Genomic DNA, 19,924 nt, shown 5'->3' on the forward strand with positions numbered 1-19,924 from the left:
GTCGTCACGGTGTCCGGCTTGCCCCGGCCCCGGCTGATACGGCATCTTTACTGGTGGTGCGCCGGGAAGTCTGGTCGGCAGCGCAGGCCCGAACTCGCGGGATCCTGGGCTCGGATCGGGAGACAGTGGACGTAATGGCGCTAAGGCCAGCAGTCGATATCGCTATGCCGCGTGAGCAGGAGATGAACCGCCGCGCCGTCGGAAGGCGTGCCGGCGACCCGTGTGCGCCGGGCGAGGCCGGTGTTGACTGTGGCTAGGTCGGTGCTGGTCAGCGGGGCCGGGATCGCGGGGGCCACGCTGGGGTATTGGCTGGGCCGCGCCGGGTTCGATGTGACGGTGGTCGAGCGTGCTTCCCTGCAGCGCTCCAGCGGCAGTCCGGTCGATGTGAAGGGCGCGGCGGTCGGCGTGGCCGAGCGGATGGGGATCATGCCGCGGCTGCGCGAGGCCGCGACCGGTGCGCGGCGGCTGGTCTTCGTGGACGCCGGCGGTGCGCCGCGGGCCGCGGTGCGGTTGAGCGCATTTCAAGGCTCAGCCGGTGATCAAGAGGTGGAAGTCGGACGCGCCGAGCTGGCCGCGGCGTTGCTGGACGCGGCCCAGGAGCACGCGCGTATCCGGTGCGGCGACTCCATTGCCGCCCTCGCCCCGGACCCCGGCGGTGTGGATGTGGTTTTCGCCGGGGGCGGTTCGGGCCGGTTCGATCTGGTGGTTGGAGCCGACGGTCTGCACTCGTCGGTGCGGCGGCTGGCATTCGGCCCGGAGGAACAGTTCGTCCGGCATTTGGGCATGTATGTCGCGACGCTGCCGCTGGCGGACTACGACGGTGATGACCGCGATGTGGTGCTGTACAACACGCCAGGACGGGTGGTGGGTACGCATCCCGCCGGCGGGGTGGTGTTCATGTTCCGGCACGCGGCGGTGGCCGAGTTCAGTCCGCGGGATCTACCGTTGCACAAACGGCTGGTGGCTGCGGAATTCACCGGGAACTCAGGCGTTTTCGCCGATGCCGTCGAACGGGTCCGTGCGGCCGGTGACCTGTATTGCGATGCGGTGAGCCGGGTGCGCCTGCGGCAGTGGTCGCGGGGCCCGGTTGTGCTGGTCGGCGATGCGGCCTCGTGCGTGTCGCTGTTCGGTGACGGTTCGTCCAACGCTATGATCGGTGCCTACGCGCTTGCCGAGGAACTCACCGGCGCACCCGGTGACGTGGTGGTGGCATTGCAGCGCTACGAGCAGCAACACCGCCGCGTGGTCAGCCGGGCCCAGCGGGGTGTCTGGGCGGCGAAAGCGTTCCTGGTCCCGGCCACGTCCGCAGGTATCGCCGCACGCAATGCTGCCCTGCGATTGCTGCCGGGCTGACGGTCCTCCCGGCCGATAGTGGGCTGGACCGGGTGGCGGAAATCGCCGCAGGGACCTTCCGCGACAACCACCACGACCCTGGCTTACCCGAGCACCGACCCGCCGCCCGATCCTATGGGCGGAGCGCCGGTCGCACCGGCGCTGGACCGGACCGCCCGGCAACGCCGGGAGGTGCCTCACACATGCTCACCGCCAACCCGGACGCAAGGTCTGGTGGTGGTCCAGCGGACGGCCCGGATCGGGCGTTTCCCGCTCCAGCGCTGGGTCGTGCCTGACGAACGAGTTGTAGTACCCCAGCCCGACCAATCCCACCCAGGCCACAACGGCATTGCCCAGGCCCGGGTGGAAGATCGCGAACCCGAAGAACACGACCGCCAGCACGACGATCAACACGACGTCGAGTACCTTCCCGTTCATCGCAGCCCACCTTTCAGACAGCCGGACTACATCCCCGAACCCCGATGTCGATCCGGCAACGCCGATTCCACGGTTTTCATACCCCGTCGATCAGCATTAGCCCACGAAAACCGGTTCTCCGCAGAGCATTCGACGTCAAGGAATCGTTAACATTGGACACTGGCAACGAGCGACGCAAGCTCGGTTGTTCGTCATTGATACGGGCTGGCACGGCAACATCGAAGCCTGGGCTGCGCCGTCGGGCGTGGACCGCAAAGCCACAGGACGAGACCGTAGGGCGGGCACCGTGTAGTCACGCGATCGCCGCATGCGATGCGTCAACCAGCCTTGTCGTCGCTATCGCGGAACCAGCGGTAGTTCGCGGCCCCGACGTGCAATGTGTTCGATCGAGCTCGAAGCGGCGGCCGACGCACACAATCGCGCGGGGGTCTACACCACCAGGCTCGTCCTGGACTGATTCGCCGCAGGCGGATCTGTCGGTGTCTGCCGCTACTGTCGCCTGCCATGAACCTCGCGACCGCCGCCGTCGCCGATATCGTCGACGCCATCGATCCGCTCGACGAGCTCGAACGCCAGCACATCGCGGAAACGCTGGCCTGGCTCGCCGCCACCGACGATGTATTTCGTCGAGTCAAACCCGATACTCCCACACGGCATCTGGTTTCCTACGTGGTGCTCGTCGACCCGCGAACCCGCAGCGTCCTGCTCGGCCGCCATCGGCTGGCCGGACTGTGGCTGCCGACCGGCGGTCATATCGCGCCGGGCGAACATCCGCTGGCCGCCGCCGGACGCGAGGCGGCCGAGGAGTTGGGTATCGACGCCGAGTTCACCGTCAACGGAACCGAACCGCTGTTTCTCACTGTGACCACGACCGTCGGAATCGACAGTGGCCATGAGGATGTCAGCCTCTGGTATGTCATCCGCGGCGACCGTACCCGCGGATACACCCTGGACCCAGGTGAATTCAGCGAGTCGCGTTGGTGGGAGATCGATACTTTCGACCGCAGCGACGCCGACCCGCACTTCGCCCGCTTCCTGGCGAAGCTCGAACCCCTACTCCCCGAACCGATCCCGGACCGTTAGGTTACCGTCCGGCGTCCTCGGCGATATATTCGATGCCGGTGACGATATCGGGCAGGATCCTGGTCACCCGATCACCCGCCCCGACCGTGCGCTCCGGCAAGAACTGCTGATAGCGCAGGATTTCGTGTTGGTCGCGGACGGTATCGGCAATCCCGGTCACGATCACACACCAGCCAAGGGAGGTTTCGTGATCGATCGTGTCCACCTCGTAGGCGACCACCTGACGATCGAGCGAACTGGTTGTTGCGGAGTCGGCGTAGAGCACCAGTTGGTCATCGACAACCGCGTGACTGACCGGCCGAATAGCGGGTAACGCGTAGCGCGAGAACGCAACACGACCGAATCCGATCGTGCCGAGCAGATGCAGCGACGCATCGACCGACAGTTCGCGTGACTCCCGCACACCGTTTACTGTCATACCCCCATTGTCCACCCGCACGCCATGCGAAGCAGCCCCCTTATTCGATCAGCACACCACGTGCGGAGCTCGGACACGACGAACGCGGAATGAATGAGATCCAGATCCTGTTGTGTACCAAGTGATTACCGTATGAATACAACGAAAAGTGGTACAGAAGTATCGAATTCCCCGGGGACCCGATCACTGGCGCAGTATCGCGCGATTTAGGGTACCCAGGTCTCCGGGTCCCGAAACGTGGCCACCGATGCGAATCAGCTGACTCAGGAGGAATGTTATGCCAGACAATGCGCGGTCGAGCGCGCAGAGCGACTCCCGCCGACTTCCCGGCATTCGCATGGGCGTCGGCCGAGGCCCACGGCGCAAGCCGCGACGATCCTTCGTCCCCACCAATGAGCTTTCCGCAGGTGCGACCGCATTCGCCGATTCCAGTGATCGGCTGGTGCGCCGCCTCTTCGATGTCGGACTCCGACTACATAAGCTCCGCGGCGTCTTCGACCGGCGCGATCCGAGCTCCGAGGAATTGCAGACGACCCGCGATGCCATCGCCGAAATGCTCGACGATCTGGACAGCCTCATCCGCGAAACCGGACTGACCATGCTCGAACTCGCCCGCGAACGACACGCGGAGCCGCATCAAACCCACACCGAGGCGACTCCCGCCGACCGGATCACCAACCGCACCGGTCGACTGCGATGAACCCGCCCACCTGTCTCGGGCCGACGGACCGGTATCGCGCGAGCGGCGACTCAACGTGAGCGCGCACATCGCTCGGCGCCGCCAGCACCTCACCAAGTTCAGGGTTGACAGCCGCGTCGCAGTCAGCAACAGCACCCCGTGACGTCGGGTTGGGTGGCCGAACGATCACGTCGCTCAGTGCGCTCGCCCCAAGTCACCGACAGCGGCCGCACTCACAGCCCGGCCCGGCGCACCCCACGGGCCTGCAGGCCCGCGAATACCGCAACCCACACCGCTCCGATCAGCAGGAACACCACCCCGAGCCCGGTCAACTCCAGGACACCGGAGAACGCCAACACCACCAGTGCCACCGCCGATACCGCGTTGACGCCGACGACCGCGCTCGCGTGGCCCGGCACCAGCTCCGGATACCCGGCAATGAGCAACAGTGCGAGCCCGCCGCCGATCATCGCGACAGCGAATGGAATGGACCAGGCCGTCGGCAGCCCCAACGGTCCACTCAGCGCCGCCGCTCCGGCGAACATGACGACGCCGAAGGCCCCGGTTCCCCATCCGTCCAGGCGCAGCACGGTCCGCAAGAAAGTGGTGTCCGACGCGGGCCGGGTGTTCGGTGTCGACGTGCTCATATCCCTCTCCTGAGGTCGATCCATGGCAGCCGATCGGCTCCCGGCACCGACCATGCCCGGTTCGAGGTACTGGTCTCAATAACCTCGGAGGTCATGGCCGAGCGCAGGCGGCGCTGACTAGCCTGCTCGGGTGGCATCAACTCGGACGGATACGCGCGTCGGCGCATTGCTGCGTGCCTGGCGGCAGCGGCGCAGACTCAGTCAGCTCGACCTGGCGCTATCGGCGGACAGCTCCGCACGGCACATCTCCTATGTGGAGACCGGACGGGCCAAGCCGAGTCGGGCCATGATCCTGCGGCTCTGCGATGCACTGGAGGTGCCACTGCGCGAGCGCAATACCCTGCTGCTGGCCGCCGACTACGCGCCCGCCTATCGGGAGAGCAGCCTCGATGACGCGGGCCTGGCCTCGGTCCGTTCCGCGCTCGACATCATGCTGACCGCGCACGAACCCTATCCGGCGGTCGTGGTGGACCGGCTGTGGAATGTGGTCAGTGAAAATGCCGCGATGGGCCTGTTCATGACCGGCATCCCCGACGAACTGCTGCTGCCGCGGCCGAATGTCTATCGGCTGGTGCTGCATCCCGATGGCCTCTCGGGCCGACTCGCCAACCTGACCCAGGTGCGAGAGTTGTTCCTGGAGCGACTGTCTCACCAGGTCAATGCGACCGGTGACGCCGAGCTGCGGACACTGTGCGACGAGGTCGCCGCCTATCCCCTGCCGCCGGACTACCGTGAAGAACCGGATGACGATGCGGCACAACCGAGTCCGTTCGAGGTCCCATTGCGTATTCGGACCCCGGTCGGCGAACTGCGCATGTTCAGCACCATGGCCACCTTCGGCGCACCCGCCGATATCACGCTCTCTGAGCTCGCGATCGAATTGTTCTACCCCCTGGACGCATTCACCGCCGAAACCCTGCGCGGGCTCGCGGCGGTGAACTCCACATCCGATCAGATGGGCTGGAATCCGCTGCCGACACCACCGGTGGCATCCACGGCCTGAAGGATCTGATCGATCGGCGCGAAAAATGCCGGTGAGTGAATGGGATTCGCGCCCAAGGTGCACGGAATATTGAACCCGAGGCCGCCGAGACTGGTCAGCCGCCCCTGATTCATACCCACCAGTCGATCACCCACCGTGACCGGACCACCGGAATCGCCGGGCCTGGAACAGGACTGGTTGATAACGACACTCTCCAGCGTGCCCCACACGATGCCGCAGTCGAATCCACTGCTGCGCCCGCTCGTGCACACCGGTTCACCGAGGACGGGTGCGGCGGCGAACCCGGCGATGGTGGTCGGGCCGATATTGCGCGCCGGCGTGACCTTCGCCGGATCGAATTCCAGCACCGCGAAGTCCAAGCCCTCGCCCTCATCGGAGTATGCGACGGTGCCGATCACGCCGGTGTCCAGGAACTGCTCGGCGCCCAATCGCGCGCCGGTCGGGGCGCAGTGCCCTGCGGTGAGCCCGACCAGTCGCCCGGCGCTGTCGTAGCCGATGGCGGTCAGCGAGCACACCGCGTTGCTATCGAAGACCAGACCGGTACCTCCGCCGACCACGGCATTTCCCGCCGCTTGCGCAGTACCGGCCCCCGCGAAACCCACCGCGGTCGCGGCCAGTGCGAGCATTGCGAACTTCACGGCAACTACCCTCCCTCTCGAAAAGCGCTGGCCGACATCGGAATCGACGCAGGCGTTGGCCAACCGCGCACGCGATGGAGAGCCACCCCCGATGGCTGCAGCCACCTCGAAACTGTAGTTCACCATGACGAGAACCACGCCTGCTACAGCGCCGAACCCGACCGTTATGCGGGTCGTCGCGCATAACGGTCGGGTCGCATCGGTCAGGCGTCGAGCATTTCGGCGCCCAGCTCCCGATCCAGATCCGGATCCGCCGCCGCCAGCGCCGCGTCGAGTTGCACAGCGACCTCACCGACATGCGGTTCGGTCATCATGTGCAGGTGATCGCCCGGCACCGGCACCAGCGTGAAGCCCCGGGCCGCGTACTGCTGCCACCCGTTGTTCGCGCTGTCGAACATGCTGCCCACCGCCTGGTGCGCGATATCGACACCGGGCGGCAGCCCCTGTTCGGCCCGCAGCAGGGTGATATCGCGGTCATAGGGTTCGAGCCGGTACTCCAGCAGCGCCGTGTAATTGGCGTAGAACACGTCGTAGAGCCTGCGTATCGCCTGCGGTGAGCTGTCGGCGGGCAGGATCGCGGATCTGATCGCCTCGGCGAGCATTGCCTCGAACAGTTCCTCGGAACCGTGCACATCGGGTTCGAAGTCGACGAGTGCGGCCTGATTTCCGCGGGCATACCACAGCAATTCATTGAAGAACCAGCGGATGAGCTGCTCCTCGGCGATCGGTTCGCGGGCCTGCTGCCGCAACGCCATGGTATCGAGCAGCGTCACGCTGGCCACTTCGTGTTCGGGCAGCTGACGCGCCATTTCGAGGGCGACATTGCCGCCGAAGGACCAGCCCGCCAGGTGGTACGGCCCCTCGGGGTGCACCCGGCGCACCGCCGCCAGATAGGACTCCGCCATCGCGACGATCGACTTCTCCGGCGTGCTGCCCGGGTCCGCTCCGGCGGCCTGCAGGCCGTAGATCGGCCGATCCGGATCGAGATAGCGGGAAAGGGCCAAGTAGCACAGCACATTTCCACCGATCGGATGCACCAGGAACAGCGGCGGCTTATGACCGCCGACGCTGATCGGCACCAGGGGGTCGAAGGTGCGCTGGGTATTGCCGGAGCGGATCAGCGCCGCGAGTTCGGTGGCCGTCGGTGCGCCGATGAACGAATCCAGCGGCAACTCGACGCCGAATCGCCGGGACAGCCCCATCACCACCCGCATGGCGCCGATGGAGGTGCCGCCGGAGGCGAAGAAATCGTCGTCGAGTCCGATCGAACGCAGACCGGCGTATTCGGCCAGCAGTTCGACGGCGGTGCGTTCGTATTCGTCGGCCGGTTCCCGCCGCGCGGCGACCGATTCCGGTACGGCATCGATGATCGAGCGCAGTGCGCCGTCGTCGCGCTTACCACTCGGCGTGCGGGGCAGTTCGTCGAGGAAGACGAACCGGGACGGCACCATATGCGCGGGCAGTACCCCGCGCAGATCGTGGCGCAGTGCGGCCAGATCGGTCTGCTCGGCGTCGCCGACCAGGAATGCGATCAGGGCACCATCGATTCCACCGAAACCCCGTGCCACCACGGCCGCTTCGGTGATGGCCGGGTACTTCTCGGCCAGCCCGAGAATGCACAGCTCCACCTCGGCGGGCTCCACCCGGAAGCCGCGGATCTTCACCTGGCTGTCACTGCGGCCGAGGCAGACCAGATCGCCGGAGGCCAGCCGGACACCGAGATCGCCGGTGCGGTAGAGGATCGCGCCGCCGTGCGCGGCCACGAAACGCTGCGCGGTCAGTGCCGCCCGGCCCTGGTAGCCGAGTGCGAGGGAACGACCACCCAGGTAGATCTCACCGATCACGCCGTCGGCCACCGGACGCAGTGCGCCGTCGAGCAATTCGACGGTATCGCCGTCGACCGGGCGGCCGATCGGCGGCAGCGACGGATAGTCATCGGGCGAGCCGGTCAGCGTGCAGGTGGTCGCGACGTGGGATTCCGTTGGGCCGTACTGGTTTTCCAGCAGCAGGCCGGGTACCACCTTGCACAGAGCGCGGATCTCGTCGGTGATGCGCAGCTGTTCGCCCGAGGAGCCGAGCACCTTCAGATCGACCGGGAACATCCGTCGGGCCACCACGGCTTCGGCGAAGGCCTGCAGTGCGACGTAGGGCAGGAACAGTCGCTCGATGCCCTCCGCAACAACGGTATTCAGCAGTTCCTCGACATTGGAGCGCAGATCCACCGAACTGACCCGCAGCGTGGAACCCGCGGCCAGGGTGGTGAAGATCTCCTGGAACGACACATCGAAACTCAAGGGCGCCAATTGCAGTGTGCTGGCCAGGTCCATGCCCGATGCGCTGCGGTTCTGCCAGTCCACCAGTGTGGTCAGCCCGCGGTGCGGCATGGCGACGCCCTTGGGTTCGCCGGTGGAGCCGGAGGTGAACAGCACATAGGCGACCGCATCGGGTGAGATATGTTCCGGAGCAGCGGCTTCCGTGCGATTGTCCGGGGCCGTCGAGTCGAACAGGTCGGCGGTATCCAACACCAGCGCGGCATTGTCGACGATATCGGCGTAGTCGGCGTCGGCGATCACCCGGTGCGGGTCGGCGCGGTCGATCATCAGGTTCAGCCGGGACCGCGGATAGCTGACATCGAGCGGCACGCAGGCCGCGCCGAGCCGCATGAGCGCGAGTACCAGCAGTACCAGCTCCGGGCGACGGCCCATCAGAATGCCGATGCGATCGCCGGTCCGAATGCCGAAGCCGCTGAGCCGCCGGACCAGTCGATCGCTGCGTTCGATCAGTTCGTCGTAGGTGATGCCGGATTCGTCGCCCTGTACGGCGACCGTATCCGGATTGAGTGCGGCCGCGTCGGCGACCAGCGTGCCGACATCACGGGCCGTCGCCGGCCCGGTGCTGTGATCGATCGCGGCATCCGGATCCGCGACGATGCTCGCCAGCATGCGCAGCTGGGTGACCGCGACGGTTTCGCACTGATCCCTGGTCAGCGTGTGATCGCCATTGACCCGCACCCACATTCGGCCGTCCCGTGGATCGTTGGCCACGGTCACCAGGAGCTGGAAGTTGGTGTCCTCGCGAACGTCGAAATCGCGCAGTGCGACGCCGTCCGCGCCGACGATCGGTGCGAAGAGGTGATAGTTGATGAAGTTGAACGCCGTCTCGAAGGCGGGGGCGCCATCGGCCAGCATCGACCGCAGCGGATAGCGCCGGTGCGAATACGCCTCGCGCTCCCGGCGCGCGATCTGGTCGACGGCCGCGCGCCAGGTGGTCGCGGTATCGTCCAGCCGCATCGGCAGGGTGTTGAGGAAAAGGCCCGCAATGCTTTCCGCGCCCGCCCGGTCCGGACGGCCGTGGCTGACGACGCCGGTGGTGATATCGGCGCGGCCGGTCACCGTGCGCAGCGTCAGGCAGTGCGCCGCCAGGTAGACGGCCTTCTCGGGCACCTGGTGCCGGGCGGCGAAGGCGGTCACCCGCTCGGCGAGCCGGCGCGGCACCACTGCACTGGCCCGTGGTTCCTCCGCCCCGGCACCCCGGTGCACACCCAATGCGGTCAGTGCCGTCGGTTCGGCACCCGCCAGCGCCTCCCGCCAGAACGCACGGGCCGAATCGTCGTGCGCCGCCGCGATTTCGGCCTGTGCGTATTCGGCGAGCACGGTGGTCGCATACGGGGTGTCATCGACGCCGGTTTCGACCAGCCCCAACGTGTTCAGGTAGTCGAGCAACAGCTCGAGCGCCGTGGTCGCGACGCTCCACCCGTCGAGGATCGCGTGATGGAAACTGAGCACCAGATCGACGGCCTGGCTGGCACTTTCGAGTGGACGTAGGAACACCCGCACGGCATGCAGCGGTGCGCGGGTGAGGTCGTAGTGGGCGTGTCTGCGCTCCTGGGTGTAGTCCTCGACCTCTTGATCGGCGAGTACCGGATCGAGATCGGAGATATCGACGATCTCCAGGTCGTATTCGATCGCGGTGTGCACGACCTGTAGCGGCACCGAGTACTTGCTCAGCTCGAACGACGAGCGCAAAGCGGGCTGACGGCGCACCAGCCGGTCGAATGCGGCGCGGAATCGCGCGGCATCCCATGGCATTTCGAGGCGGTAGCGGAAGACATCCTTGTAGGTCACCGAATCGGCGCGCTCGATGCTGTGGAACAGCATGCCGAGCTGCAGGGCGGTGGCCGGGAATGCGTCCTCGGCCTGATGCAGCGCGGCGCGGTCGATCAGCGGCACCGTCTCCAGTGCGGTGACGATCCGAATCCGGTTGCCGTCCGGACCATCCGAGACGATCCCGGCCAGTTCGGCAATGGTCGGATGCTGATAGAAGGCGTCCACATCGAAGTACATCCCGGCCCGCTCGGCGGCGGTGCGCACAGATAGCGCGAGTATCGAGTCGCCGCCGTGGGTAAAGAAGTTGTCGTGTACACCGATGGAGTCGATACCGAGCACGGTCCGCCAGACCTGTGCCAGCTCGGCCTCGACCGGTGTGCGCGGTTCGACCGCGCCGATGACGTCCACCTGCTCGGCGGTCGCCGCCTCGCGGGCCAGCGCCTTGCGGTCGGTCTTGCCATTGCGCGTCAACGGAATCCGGTCCACCCGCAGCAGCCGGGTCGGAATCATATAGCGGGGCAGGCGGGTCGCGATCTGTTCGGCGATCTCCTCGCCGGTCACCGCATCGCCGACGAAGTAGCCGACCAGGTGCAGTCCGTGGGTGTCGGACTGCTCGTCCACCACGGCCGCGGCGCGTACGCCCCGGCAGCCGAGGATCGCGTTCTGTACCTCGCCGAGGGTGATCCGATTGCCGCGGATCTTCACCTGATCGTCGAAGCGGCCCAGATACTCCAGGCTGCCATCGGCCAGCCAGCGCGCCAGATCGCCGGTGCGGTAGCGGCGGCGGCCGGGCACGGACAGGTCGTCGACGAATGCGGCGGCGGTCAGATCGGGGCGGCCGCGATAACCGCGGGCGAGGCCGACACCGGCGATATTGAGTTCACCGGGCACCCCGATGGGCATGCGGCGTCCGGATTCATCCAGGACCAGCAGATCGATATTGTCGATCGGACGGCCGATGGGCACCACATCGAGCGCATCGCCGGTGTCCGGGCAGTCGAAATACGAGACATCGACGGTGGCTTCGGTCGGTCCGTAGAGGTTCACCAGCTGCGGCGGCCGCTGGCCCACCGCGGTGAAGGCCGCGTGAAAGCGGCGGACCAGGGCGGGCGGCAGCGCCTCACCACTGCAGAACACCCGGCGCAGACCGGCAATGCGCGGCACGATCGTGCGATCGGCCGCCAGCTCGTCCACGAAGGCGGCCAGCATGGACGGCACGAAATGGATGACCGTCACCGCATGCGCCTCAATGGCCTCGGCAATGCGGCGCGGGTCGCGCTCGCCGCCGACCTCGAGCAGTGCGACCTCGGCCCCGGTGATGGCCCACCAGAACAACTCCCACACCGAGACATCGAAGGTGACCGGCGTCTTCTGCAGGATGACATCGTCGGCGGCCAGTGGATAGCGGCGCTGCATCCAGGTCAGCCGGTTGACCACCGAGCGGTGTTCGATCATTACGCCCTTGGGCACGCCGGTCGAGCCCGAGGTGTAGATCAGGTAGCTCAGATTGTGTGGATGCGAGACGTTTTCGACGCTGCCGGGCACGGTGTCGGACACCGTGACGCGGGTGACGCCCAGGTCAGCGTAGACCCGCGCATGCTCGCGTCCGGCGACCACGAACCGCGCAGCGCAGTCCGCGAGCACCGTCTCGATGCGCGCCGCCGGATAGTCCGGATCGAGCGGCACATAGGCGCATCCGGCGCGCAGGATGCCGAGCACCGCGATCAACATATCCGTCGAGCGGGGCAGGACCACCGGAATGCATTCGTTCCCGGTGGCGCCGAGCTCGTGCAGCCGGGCCGCGAAACCATCCACCAGACCGGACAATTGGGCGTAGGTCAGCCGCTGTTCACCGGAACCGGCGGCGGGCACGATGGCCACCCGATCCGGATGCGCGGCGGCCTGTTCGGTGAAGAGCCGATCGATGGTGGTGTAGGGGAACTCGTTGCGTGGCCCCGCCTCGAAGGCCGCCACGTCGGCACGCATCCGCGGCGACAGCAATGGCAGCGCGCCCACCGGGGTCTCCGGCCGGTCCAGCGATGCAGTGACCAGCTCACCGACGCCGCGCAGCGCCGATTCGATCGGGAAGCTCGCGTCGAAAACGTCCTTGTCGTAGAACAACTGGAGGCTGATCGAGCCGTCCCTGCCGTTCTCCGCGGTGACGATGGTCAGCGCATTGGTCACCGAACCCGGATTGTGCACCGTCCACTTCGAGAGCAGCTCGTGGACATAGTCGGCATCGGGCAGTTTGGTGTGGGAGAAGGCGACGTCGTACAGCGGCGGCGCGGCCGGATCCGGATTCAGCGCGCGGGTCAGCTCACCGTAGGGGAATCGCTGATGCTTCTTCAGCTTCCGGATCTGCTGGGTCACCTGCTCCGCGATTGCCGCGAGCGGCACGTCCCGGTCGACGCGCACCGGCAGCGGCACGACATTGGCTCGGTGCCCCTGCGTGCGGTACGTCTCCGCGGAATGCCGGTTCAGCATCGGGCAGCCGATCACCACCTGGTCGGTGCGGTGGATCGTCGCGAGATAGGTCGCCACCGCGGCGGTCAGATAGGCGAAGACGGTGACGCCGGTGGCGCGGACACGGTCGAGGTACTCCCCCGAAATCATCGTGCTGTAGTGCCCGCGTGCGATTCTCGGCGAGTTGGTCCGGTTGTCGAACAGCGCGGGCTCGACACCGTCGAGTGCGGCCAGCAGTCCGTCGCGGTCGGCCTGGTACTGCTCGGAGGCCCGGTAGGCCTCGTCGTCCTCGATGATCCGCCGGTAGGTGGCCACCGAACGATCGGTGTGCTCGTTGGCGGGTTCCGGTACCGCGAGCTGGTCGAGCGGCACGTCTTTCATCTTGTAGCTGGTATCGAGCGTGGCGATGACCGGATTCATGCCATAGCCGTCGGCCAGTGCGTGATGCACCGAGATGTACAGGAAGAAACGGTCCGGCCGGTCCACCACCGCGGCCAGCCGGGCGGGCCGCTCCGGCCGCTCCGGCGCGCCGACCTCGCGCCACAGCCACTCCTGAGCCGCGGTCTCCGGATCGGGCGCACCGGTGAGATCGATGACATCGACCGGCGGAATATCATCGGAAATCCATTGGCGGAACTCGCCGTTGTCGAACGCGAAGCGCAGTCGCAGCGCGTCATCGCTCATCAGGGCCCGCTGCCAGCAGGCCTGCAACCGCTCGATATCCAGCGGCTCATCCATGCGCAGGCTATAGGTCTGTTGGGCAACGGGTTCGGGCGCCAGCCGGAAAGCCAGGCCGAGGACATCGCGCTGATACGCGCTGACCGGCCAGGCCTCGGTGGATCTTTCCGGGGTTGCGCTGATTTCGGACGTCACAGTCACTCCTATCGCGACGATCGCGGCACATACCGTGCGCAAACCTGTCCAGGACCCACCCCTGTCGACGCCGAACGCAAAGCAGTTACCACTTGTATCCAGTTTTCAGATAGCGCGAATTACCGGCATCGCCCTCGATACCGGGATTCGCGGTCTATGGGCGGGCGCGGACGGCCCGCATTGTCAGATCACCGACAGCAGTGCGCGCACACTCTCATCGGCGAGACGTTCCGCGCGCTCGCGAGATATCGCGGGCTCGACATAGCCGAGGTTGAACGACAATTCGCCGTGCGTGGCATTGGCGGTGGCCATGGTGAAGCCGCTCACCGACATGCCGGAGACGAATTGCGCGCCCGACAGCTGCCAGGAGCCGATCTTGTCCGGGAACGAGTAGCGGCCCAGGTAGGTCATGCACAGGTGGCCCGGACCGCGGGTGTCCATCAGCTTGACCGTGGATGCGCTGGCGGCAACCGACTTCGGTGCGGCGACCTGCAACAGGTTCAGTGCCGCGAGGTGATCGCGACGATCCATCCGCGCGCCGTACTCGCGCTCGATCTCACCGGCGATCTGCCACAGCGAGGCCCATGGCGCGTACTTCGCCGGAGTCGCGATCATGCCCTGGTAGGTCCCGACCTCGGTATCGGCGACCGCACCATCGAGGTGGTCGCGGAAGTTCACCGAACTGCCGACGGTATACCAGGATTCCTTATAGGTGCCCGACTCTCGGGCCGCCGCGATGAGCAGCGCCGCGGAGAGCGCGGCCTGCAGGCCGACACCATTGCGCTCGCAACCGGCGCTCAGTGCGTCGAGTTGATCGGCGTCGAGGCTGCGGTGCACGACCCGGCTGCGCCGCTCGGCCGGTGCGGCCAATTCGGTCGGCTCCAGTCGACGCGGTCGCTTGAGCTGCGACTTCTGATCGCGCAGCAGCGATCCCACGGTACGGCCGAAGCCCTTGGCGCCCTGGAACTTCGCCGGAAACAGTGCCTCCGGACCCGGCCGGACCGGGGCGGGCTCGAGTTCGGGACCCTCACCGGCGGCGACCTGCAGCACCTGCTTTGCCACCGACATCGCGCTCTCGCCGTCGGCGATCGCGTAGTGCAGGGTGATGACCAGATCGCTGGTCTCGCCGGTCGAGTCGGTGATCAGCACGGCGCGCGCGAGCGGGCCGCCGTGCCAGTCGAACGGCTCGCGCAGTTCGACCTCGTCCACCTCGGTCAGCCAGCTCTGCGCATCCGCATTTTCGACAACGCGCAATGGAATCGGTGTCGGCACCTGGACGAAACGCGGTGCGGTGCCGTCGGGTTCGGCCGCCACCGCGACACCGAGCAGCGGATGTCGGCGCTGCACCGCATCGAGTCCGGTCCGGACCTGCTCGGCGGTGATCGACCCGTGCACCCGCACCCGGGCCAGAATGTGCAGCGGCGCGAGCTGATCGGCGATCCAGTGCCAGCGTTCCACCGGGGACAGCGGGCGCGGCAGCCGCGCGGTCGGTCCGGCCAGTGGCGGGAACGACATCGGCTTGGCCAATTCGCGCAGGAAGAATTCGGTGGGCGCGTGCCGGAAGTAGGTGTCGCGCACCTTCACCAGTTTGGGATCGGTCGTCTGCTCGATCTTGCCGAGCGACCACGAGCCATTGACGAACATGGCCGTGCGCTCGGCGCGCACCTGCTCGTAACGACGCAGGCCCGCAACGGGATCCAGCGCGGTCCGCAGCGAGTGGGCCAGCACCACCGCGTCCTCGATGGCCGCGTTGGCGCCCTGACCGAGGCTGGGCAGCATGGGATGCGCGGCATCACCGAGCAGGGTGACCCGGCCGCGGCCCCAGCCCGCGAGCGGCGGACGGTCCTGGCAGGGCACGGCGAGCACATCGGCCCATTCGGTCTGATCGATGCAGGCGCGCACCTCGGGCGCCCAGTCGGCGTAGAGCCGCTGCAGATCTTCCTTGGTCCCCTGCCAATCGGCGGCCGCATCGCCGGGCATGGTCATGGTGCCCCACCAGTAGACCCGGCCGTGGCCGATGTCATGGATGCCGAAACGCATTCCGGTGCCCCAGTAGTGGGCGGAGTAGCCGCGCGGGACGGCCGGATGTTCGAACGGGATGCAGGCCAGCCAGGCGATGAAATCGCCGGGGCGCGGTTCGGCGCGGCCGTGCAGCTGCGCACGCACCACGGAGTGGATGCCGTCGGCGCCGATCAGCAGATCGCCCTCGGCGACGCGGCCGTCGGCGAATTCGACGCGCACGTGGTCACCGTCATCGATGAACCGAGTCGCCTGTGTGCCGACATGAGTTGGGGTGTCGCCGATCGCGCGCAACAGCACCGCGTGCAGATCCTTGCGATGCAGCGCGACGCTCGCCGCACCGAGGCGCTCGTCCTGGCGGTGCACCGGGAGCACCCGGATGGGCGTGCCGTCCGGGTTGTTGAAGCGGAAGGTCTCGACCTTGCCGCCGCGCTCGAACAGTTCCTCCTCGATGCCGAGACCGATCGCGCGCAGCGCGTGGATGCCGTTGGCCTGTACCGAAAGTCCGAATCCCTGGCCGCGCAGTTCGGGGGCAGCTTCATACAGTTCGACCGCGAAGCCCGCCTGTCGCAATGCGGCGACCGTGGTGAGCCCACCGATCCCCGCACCGAGCACGACAACCTTGACCGGACTACTCATTCGAACCTGCGCTTCCCTCGACCCACTGGACAGCACAGAACGCCTTCACCTTTCGAAGCGACCACCGAGCCACGTTGCTCGTCGGCTCTCATCCCCCCGAGCAGCACTGTTCGAAGACCGATGTCATCTCCGACCAGACAGGCGGGCGGGATGCCTGTGCCTGACCGACCCGAAGCCTACCGCTATCCGCGTGTCTGAAACGTTACCGTGTGAGATTCACCCCAAAGGGGCCGTTTCGACAGGCCGAATCCGTTGCCATGCGCCATAATTCACGCTTTGCAGAAGTGCGGATCGGTCGGATGCCGAAACCTCTCAGAGGTAGGACGTGTCGTTGACCAACCGAACCGAGGATCCGCCATCCGGATAGAACTCGGCGATCGACAGCGATGCCAGGTCCAGATGCAGGCGATACAGCAGCGACGGGCCGACACCGAGCGCGAGTTGCAGCAGGGTCTTGATGGGAGTCACGTGGCTCACCACCACGATGTTCTGGCCCGGATACAAGGCGACCAGATCGCGGCGGGCCGCCTCCACGCGTTCGCGGACCTGGTCGAAGCTCTCGCCATTCGGTGCTGGCGTCGAGGGATCGCCGAGCCAGCGGGCGTGTAGTTGCGGATCTCGTTGTGCGGCTTCGCCGAAGGTGAGGCCCTCCCAGTCGCCGAAGTCGGTTTCGATGAGGCCGTCGATGACGCGCACGGGCACATCGAGTGCGGTTGCGGCGGCTTCGGCGGTATCCCTGGCGCGGCCGAGCGGGGAGGTGACCACGGCGGCGATACCGCCCTTCGCGGCGAGCATCTTCGCGGCGCGGGCGGCCTGTTCGCGGCCGAGGTCGGTGAGCGGCGGATTGCCGCGGCCGGAGTAGCGGCGCTCGAGCGAAAGCGCGGTCTGGCCGTGGCGCAGCAGCAGAAAGCGGGTCGGGCGGCCGGTCGCGCCGGTCCAGCCGGGTGACTTTTCGGCGGCGGTCGGCGGCGTGTCGCCCTCGGCGTCTCGGGCATCGGCCGCGGTCGACTGCGCGTCCCTGGCTTCGTCGATCCAGCTCGGCAAGTGCTCCTCGGCGCCGCGTGCGGATGTTTCGTCGGTCCAGCTCAGCAGTTGCTCTTCGGCATCGCGCACCTCCTCCGCCACCGTGGCGGCGACCGCCCCGGCGTCGAGCAGCTGCCGTTCGGCGGCATGCACCTCGCCGATCAGCGTGCCGTCATCCATTGCCTCGTTCGCCAGCCGGTCCGCATGGGAGTTCTCGGCGCGCGGAATCCAGGTGAAGGTAACCGTGTCGAATCCGGCGACCAGCCGCCGTGCCCGGTCCGCCAGCGGAATCATGGCCGGATGCTTGACCTTCCAGCGCCCGGACATCTGCTCGACGACCAGCTTGGAGTCCATCCGCACCGACACGATCCGAGCTCCGAGCTCGGCCGCCGCCTCCAAACCCGCAATGAGCCCGCGGTATTCGGCGACATTGTTGGTGGTGATACCGACGTATTCCCTGCGCTCGGCGAGGATCCGGATGTGATCGCCATCGAAGACGACCGCACCGTAACCAGCCGGCCCCGGATTGCCCCGGGAACCGCCATCGGCCTCGACGATCACCTCGCGCTGGGTCATTGTTCCCCTCGTCCTCTTCGACAACCCGGCCTCGTTGGACCGCCCGCCGCCGGGAGCGGAACCGACGCGAGTACTGATACCCGCACCGGAAAGGTCACAAACCCGACTCTTTGGTACGCACCAGGATCGCACCGCATTCCGGGCACCGCACGATCACATCGGGCTCGGTTTTGGCGATCCGCGAGATCTCGCCGCGGTCCAGTTCGATCCGGCACGCACCACATCGGCGCGCCTGCAACAGCGCCGCGCCGACACCGTGCTGGCTGCGCTGACGGTCGTAGATGCTCAGCAGTTCGGCCGGGAACAGCGCCAGCAAACCCTTCCGATCGGCATCGCAACGCCCCTGCGCCACATCGAGATCCGCCAGCGCCTCATCGCGCAGCCGCTGCGCGTCGGCCAGATCCTGTTCGGTCTTGGTGAGCCGCGCACCGGCATGATCGTGATCGGATGCCGACGCCTCGCGGCGCTCCATCACCTCGAGCAGTTCGTCCTCGAGTACCGACCGGCGCCGCTCCAGACTGCCCAGCTCGTGCTGGATCTCCGAAAGCTGTTTGGCGCCCACCGAACCGGCGGTCAACATGCCGCGGTCGCGCTCTTCGCGCTTGCGCACCGCCTCGACCTCGCCCTCCAGCTTGCGAATATCGCGGTCGAGATCGTCGAGCAGGATCTCGACCGCCACCGCCGCATCCTTGTGCGCATTCCGCTCGGTCTCCAGCCGCGCCACCTCCTGCTGCTCGGGCAGCACGGTGCGCCGATGCGCTATCCGCGTCAGTTCGGCGTCGACAGCGGCGAGCTGGAGCAGCTTGGCCTGGACAGGTGGTTCGACATTCAACGCGGACAAACTCCTGGACGCTATGGACGGATGGGGGCACGTGAGCCGCGGGGGCGGCGATACCAGTCTTCAACCGTACCCCGAATGGTGGGTGATTCGGTCCGAGGCCACGTCATCGGTTCATGCACGAAGTCGCGGCGCATATCGACGACCGTGGCGTGAGCCACAGCGACCTCAGCCCCAGCCTTCGCACGGATGTTCGATCCATGTTGTAAGGCCCGGACGGCAATTCCCGGGCTGACCTTCGCCTCGCCTGTCTTCGGCAGCCGCAGCCTCCCGCCCGCGGTGACCGCGAAGCGGACGTCACGGGTGACCCTGATCGACTGACAACTACGCGGCCCGGTCCAGAACTCGCCCGCCCCCTGACAGGCCACCCGCGGCGGCCTTCACCAGCGCTCCGACAACGAGCTTTGTGTCAGCTTCCCGGGGCTCGGGTTTTGATGGCGTCGCGGGAGATGAACACGTCGTAGGTGCCGGGTGTGGCGATGACGGCATTGCCGTAGGCGGAGCGGACGAAGGGGTCGGTCCACCATCTGTGGTTGCTCATATCGTTGAAGAAGTCTTGATCATCGCCATTGACGAAGATCTGGTTCTGAGTGGTGGCGACGCCGTCGAGGCGCTGGCCGTAGAGGCGCGTGACCTTGTAGCCGGAGTGGAAGCCGAGGGCGTTCACCCAGGGCTTCAGTTCGACGATATTGGCCTGCAGCACCCACAGATCGCCCTCGACCTGATACTTCTCGTGCGTGTCGGGATGGTCCTCGTCGCCGTAGAGGGTGAGGTCGACCTCGAGCCGATGGTTTTGGCCCGCAACCTGACTCACCACCACATGTGCCGCCTTGATCTCCCCGCTCAACCCGAGGAAGGTCTGCATGAGCGTCACCACCCACAACAGGAGCACGGCGACGATCAGCAGCACCAGTCCACCCGCCCCGCGCCCGACCAAAACCCGCAAACCGACCTTGCGCACCATCACGAGCGCCGATATCAGCAACGCGACCGCGACCAGGATGACCAGCATCAGCCCGATCTGCACGATCCCGAAGTCCACCGGGAAGTTCATGCGGTAGTTGTACCCCGTACCGGCGCGTCGACTCAGCTGAACGGCACACCACTCCCGGCAACAGCCACGACACGCCCCGAACACGCCGCCGCACA

At 66.8% G+C, this 19,924-nt stretch carries 13 protein-coding genes; 4 read left to right on the plus strand and 9 right to left on the minus strand.

Annotated features, from left to right (window positions below; translation table 11 throughout):
* Nucleotides 1-249 precede the first annotated feature (249 nt).
* A complete protein-coding gene (locus ACWEO2_RS22245; protein ID WP_452407059.1) occupies nucleotides 250-1,353 on the plus strand; it encodes an FAD-dependent monooxygenase in 1,104 nt (367 codons plus the stop codon).
* A gap of 186 nt (nucleotides 1,354-1,539) precedes the next feature.
* Here ACWEO2_RS22245 and ACWEO2_RS22250 read toward each other — a convergent pair whose 3' ends face one another.
* Nucleotides 1,540-1,770 (minus strand): hypothetical protein, encoded by a 231-nt coding sequence (locus ACWEO2_RS22250; protein ID WP_452407060.1) that lies wholly within the window; start codon nucleotides 1,768-1,770, stop codon nucleotides 1,540-1,542.
* A gap of 504 nt (nucleotides 1,771-2,274) precedes the next feature.
* Here ACWEO2_RS22250 and ACWEO2_RS22255 point away from each other — a divergent pair.
* The gene (locus tag ACWEO2_RS22255) at nucleotides 2,275-2,853 is read left to right on the plus strand and encodes an NUDIX domain-containing protein (RefSeq protein WP_452407061.1); all 579 of its coding nucleotides are present in this window, start codon (nucleotides 2,275-2,277) and stop codon (nucleotides 2,851-2,853) included.
* A gap of 1 nt (nucleotide 2,854) precedes the next feature.
* Here the strand turns inward: ACWEO2_RS22255 and ACWEO2_RS22260 are convergent, their stop codons facing one another.
* Complete coding sequence (locus tag ACWEO2_RS22260; RefSeq protein ID WP_452407062.1) at nucleotides 2,855-3,271, minus strand: pyridoxamine 5'-phosphate oxidase family protein; 417 nt, start codon at nucleotides 3,269-3,271, stop codon at nucleotides 2,855-2,857.
* 277 nt (nucleotides 3,272-3,548) lie between these two features.
* Here ACWEO2_RS22260 and ACWEO2_RS22265 point away from each other — a divergent pair, with 277 nt between their 5' ends.
* On the plus strand, nucleotides 3,549-3,971 hold the full coding sequence (locus tag ACWEO2_RS22265; RefSeq protein ID WP_452407063.1) for a hypothetical protein: 423 nt from the start codon (nucleotides 3,549-3,551) through the stop codon (nucleotides 3,969-3,971).
* A 212-nt stretch (nucleotides 3,972-4,183) separates the two neighbouring features.
* Here the strand turns inward: ACWEO2_RS22265 and ACWEO2_RS22270 are convergent, their stop codons facing one another.
* Nucleotides 4,184-4,597: a hypothetical protein gene (locus ACWEO2_RS22270; protein ID WP_452407064.1), complete on the minus strand. Its 414-nt coding sequence runs from the start codon at nucleotides 4,595-4,597 to the stop codon at nucleotides 4,184-4,186.
* A 130-nt stretch (nucleotides 4,598-4,727) separates the two neighbouring features.
* Between ACWEO2_RS22270 and ACWEO2_RS22275 the strand changes: the two genes are divergently transcribed.
* Nucleotides 4,728-5,600, plus strand: coding sequence for a helix-turn-helix domain-containing protein (locus ACWEO2_RS22275; protein ID WP_452407065.1), 873 nt, complete (start codon nucleotides 4,728-4,730; stop codon nucleotides 5,598-5,600).
* Here ACWEO2_RS22275 and ACWEO2_RS22280 read toward each other — a convergent pair.
* From ACWEO2_RS22280 to ACWEO2_RS22305, 6 genes are all read right to left on the minus strand, one after another.
* Complete coding sequence (locus ACWEO2_RS22280; RefSeq protein WP_452407066.1) at nucleotides 5,549-6,238, minus strand: S1 family peptidase; 690 nt, start codon at nucleotides 6,236-6,238, stop codon at nucleotides 5,549-5,551. The genes ACWEO2_RS22275 and ACWEO2_RS22280 overlap by 52 nt on opposite strands.
* A gap of 203 nt (nucleotides 6,239-6,441) precedes the next feature.
* On the minus strand, nucleotides 6,442-13,680 hold the full coding sequence (locus tag ACWEO2_RS22285) for an amino acid adenylation domain-containing protein (protein ID WP_452407067.1): 7,239 nt from the start codon (nucleotides 13,678-13,680) through the stop codon (nucleotides 6,442-6,444).
* Between the two features lie 183 nt (nucleotides 13,681-13,863).
* Nucleotides 13,864-16,338 (minus strand): FAD-dependent monooxygenase, encoded by a 2,475-nt coding sequence (locus tag ACWEO2_RS22290; protein ID WP_452407068.1) that lies wholly within the window; start codon nucleotides 16,336-16,338, stop codon nucleotides 13,864-13,866.
* 312 nt (nucleotides 16,339-16,650) lie between these two features.
* On the minus strand, nucleotides 16,651-17,937 hold the full coding sequence (locus tag ACWEO2_RS22295) for a bifunctional RNase H/acid phosphatase (protein ID WP_452407069.1): 1,287 nt from the start codon (nucleotides 17,935-17,937) through the stop codon (nucleotides 16,651-16,653).
* 94 nt (nucleotides 17,938-18,031) lie between these two features.
* On the minus strand, nucleotides 18,032-18,769 hold the full coding sequence (locus ACWEO2_RS22300; RefSeq protein ID WP_452407156.1) for a zinc ribbon domain-containing protein: 738 nt from the start codon (nucleotides 18,767-18,769) through the stop codon (nucleotides 18,032-18,034).
* 415 nt (nucleotides 18,770-19,184) lie between these two features.
* Nucleotides 19,185-19,829, minus strand: a complete 645-nt coding sequence (locus tag ACWEO2_RS22305) for a hypothetical protein (RefSeq protein ID WP_452407070.1) — start codon at nucleotides 19,827-19,829, stop codon at nucleotides 19,185-19,187.
* Between the last annotated feature and the right edge of the window lie 95 nt (nucleotides 19,830-19,924).

This window comes from Nocardia sp. NPDC004278, assembly GCF_053602975.1.

Bases quoted from the DNA above. Each gene is read 5' to 3' on its own strand.
- ACWEO2_RS22250 (WP_452407060.1), bottom strand. From the start codon at position 1,770: ATGAACGGGAAGGTACTCGACGTCGTGTTGATCGTCGTGCTGGCGGTC.
- ACWEO2_RS22290 (WP_452407068.1), bottom strand. From the start codon at position 16,338: ATGAGTAGTCCGGTCAAGGTTGTCGTGCTCGGTGCGGGGATCGGTGGG.
- ACWEO2_RS22265 (WP_452407063.1), top strand. From the start codon at position 3,549: ATGCCAGACAATGCGCGGTCGAGCGCGCAGAGCGACTCCCGCCGACTT.
- ACWEO2_RS22260 (WP_452407062.1), bottom strand. From the start codon at position 3,271: ATGACAGTAAACGGTGTGCGGGAGTCACGCGAACTGTCGGTCGATGCG.
- ACWEO2_RS22255 (WP_452407061.1), top strand. From the start codon at position 2,275: ATGAACCTCGCGACCGCCGCCGTCGCCGATATCGTCGACGCCATCGAT.
- ACWEO2_RS22270 (WP_452407064.1), bottom strand. From the start codon at position 4,597: ATGAGCACGTCGACACCGAACACCCGGCCCGCGTCGGACACCACTTTC.
- ACWEO2_RS22305 (WP_452407070.1), bottom strand. From the start codon at position 19,829: ATGAACTTCCCGGTGGACTTCGGGATCGTGCAGATCGGGCTGATGCTG.
- ACWEO2_RS22295 (WP_452407069.1), bottom strand. From the start codon at position 17,937: ATGACCCAGCGCGAGGTGATCGTCGAGGCCGATGGCGGTTCCCGGGGC.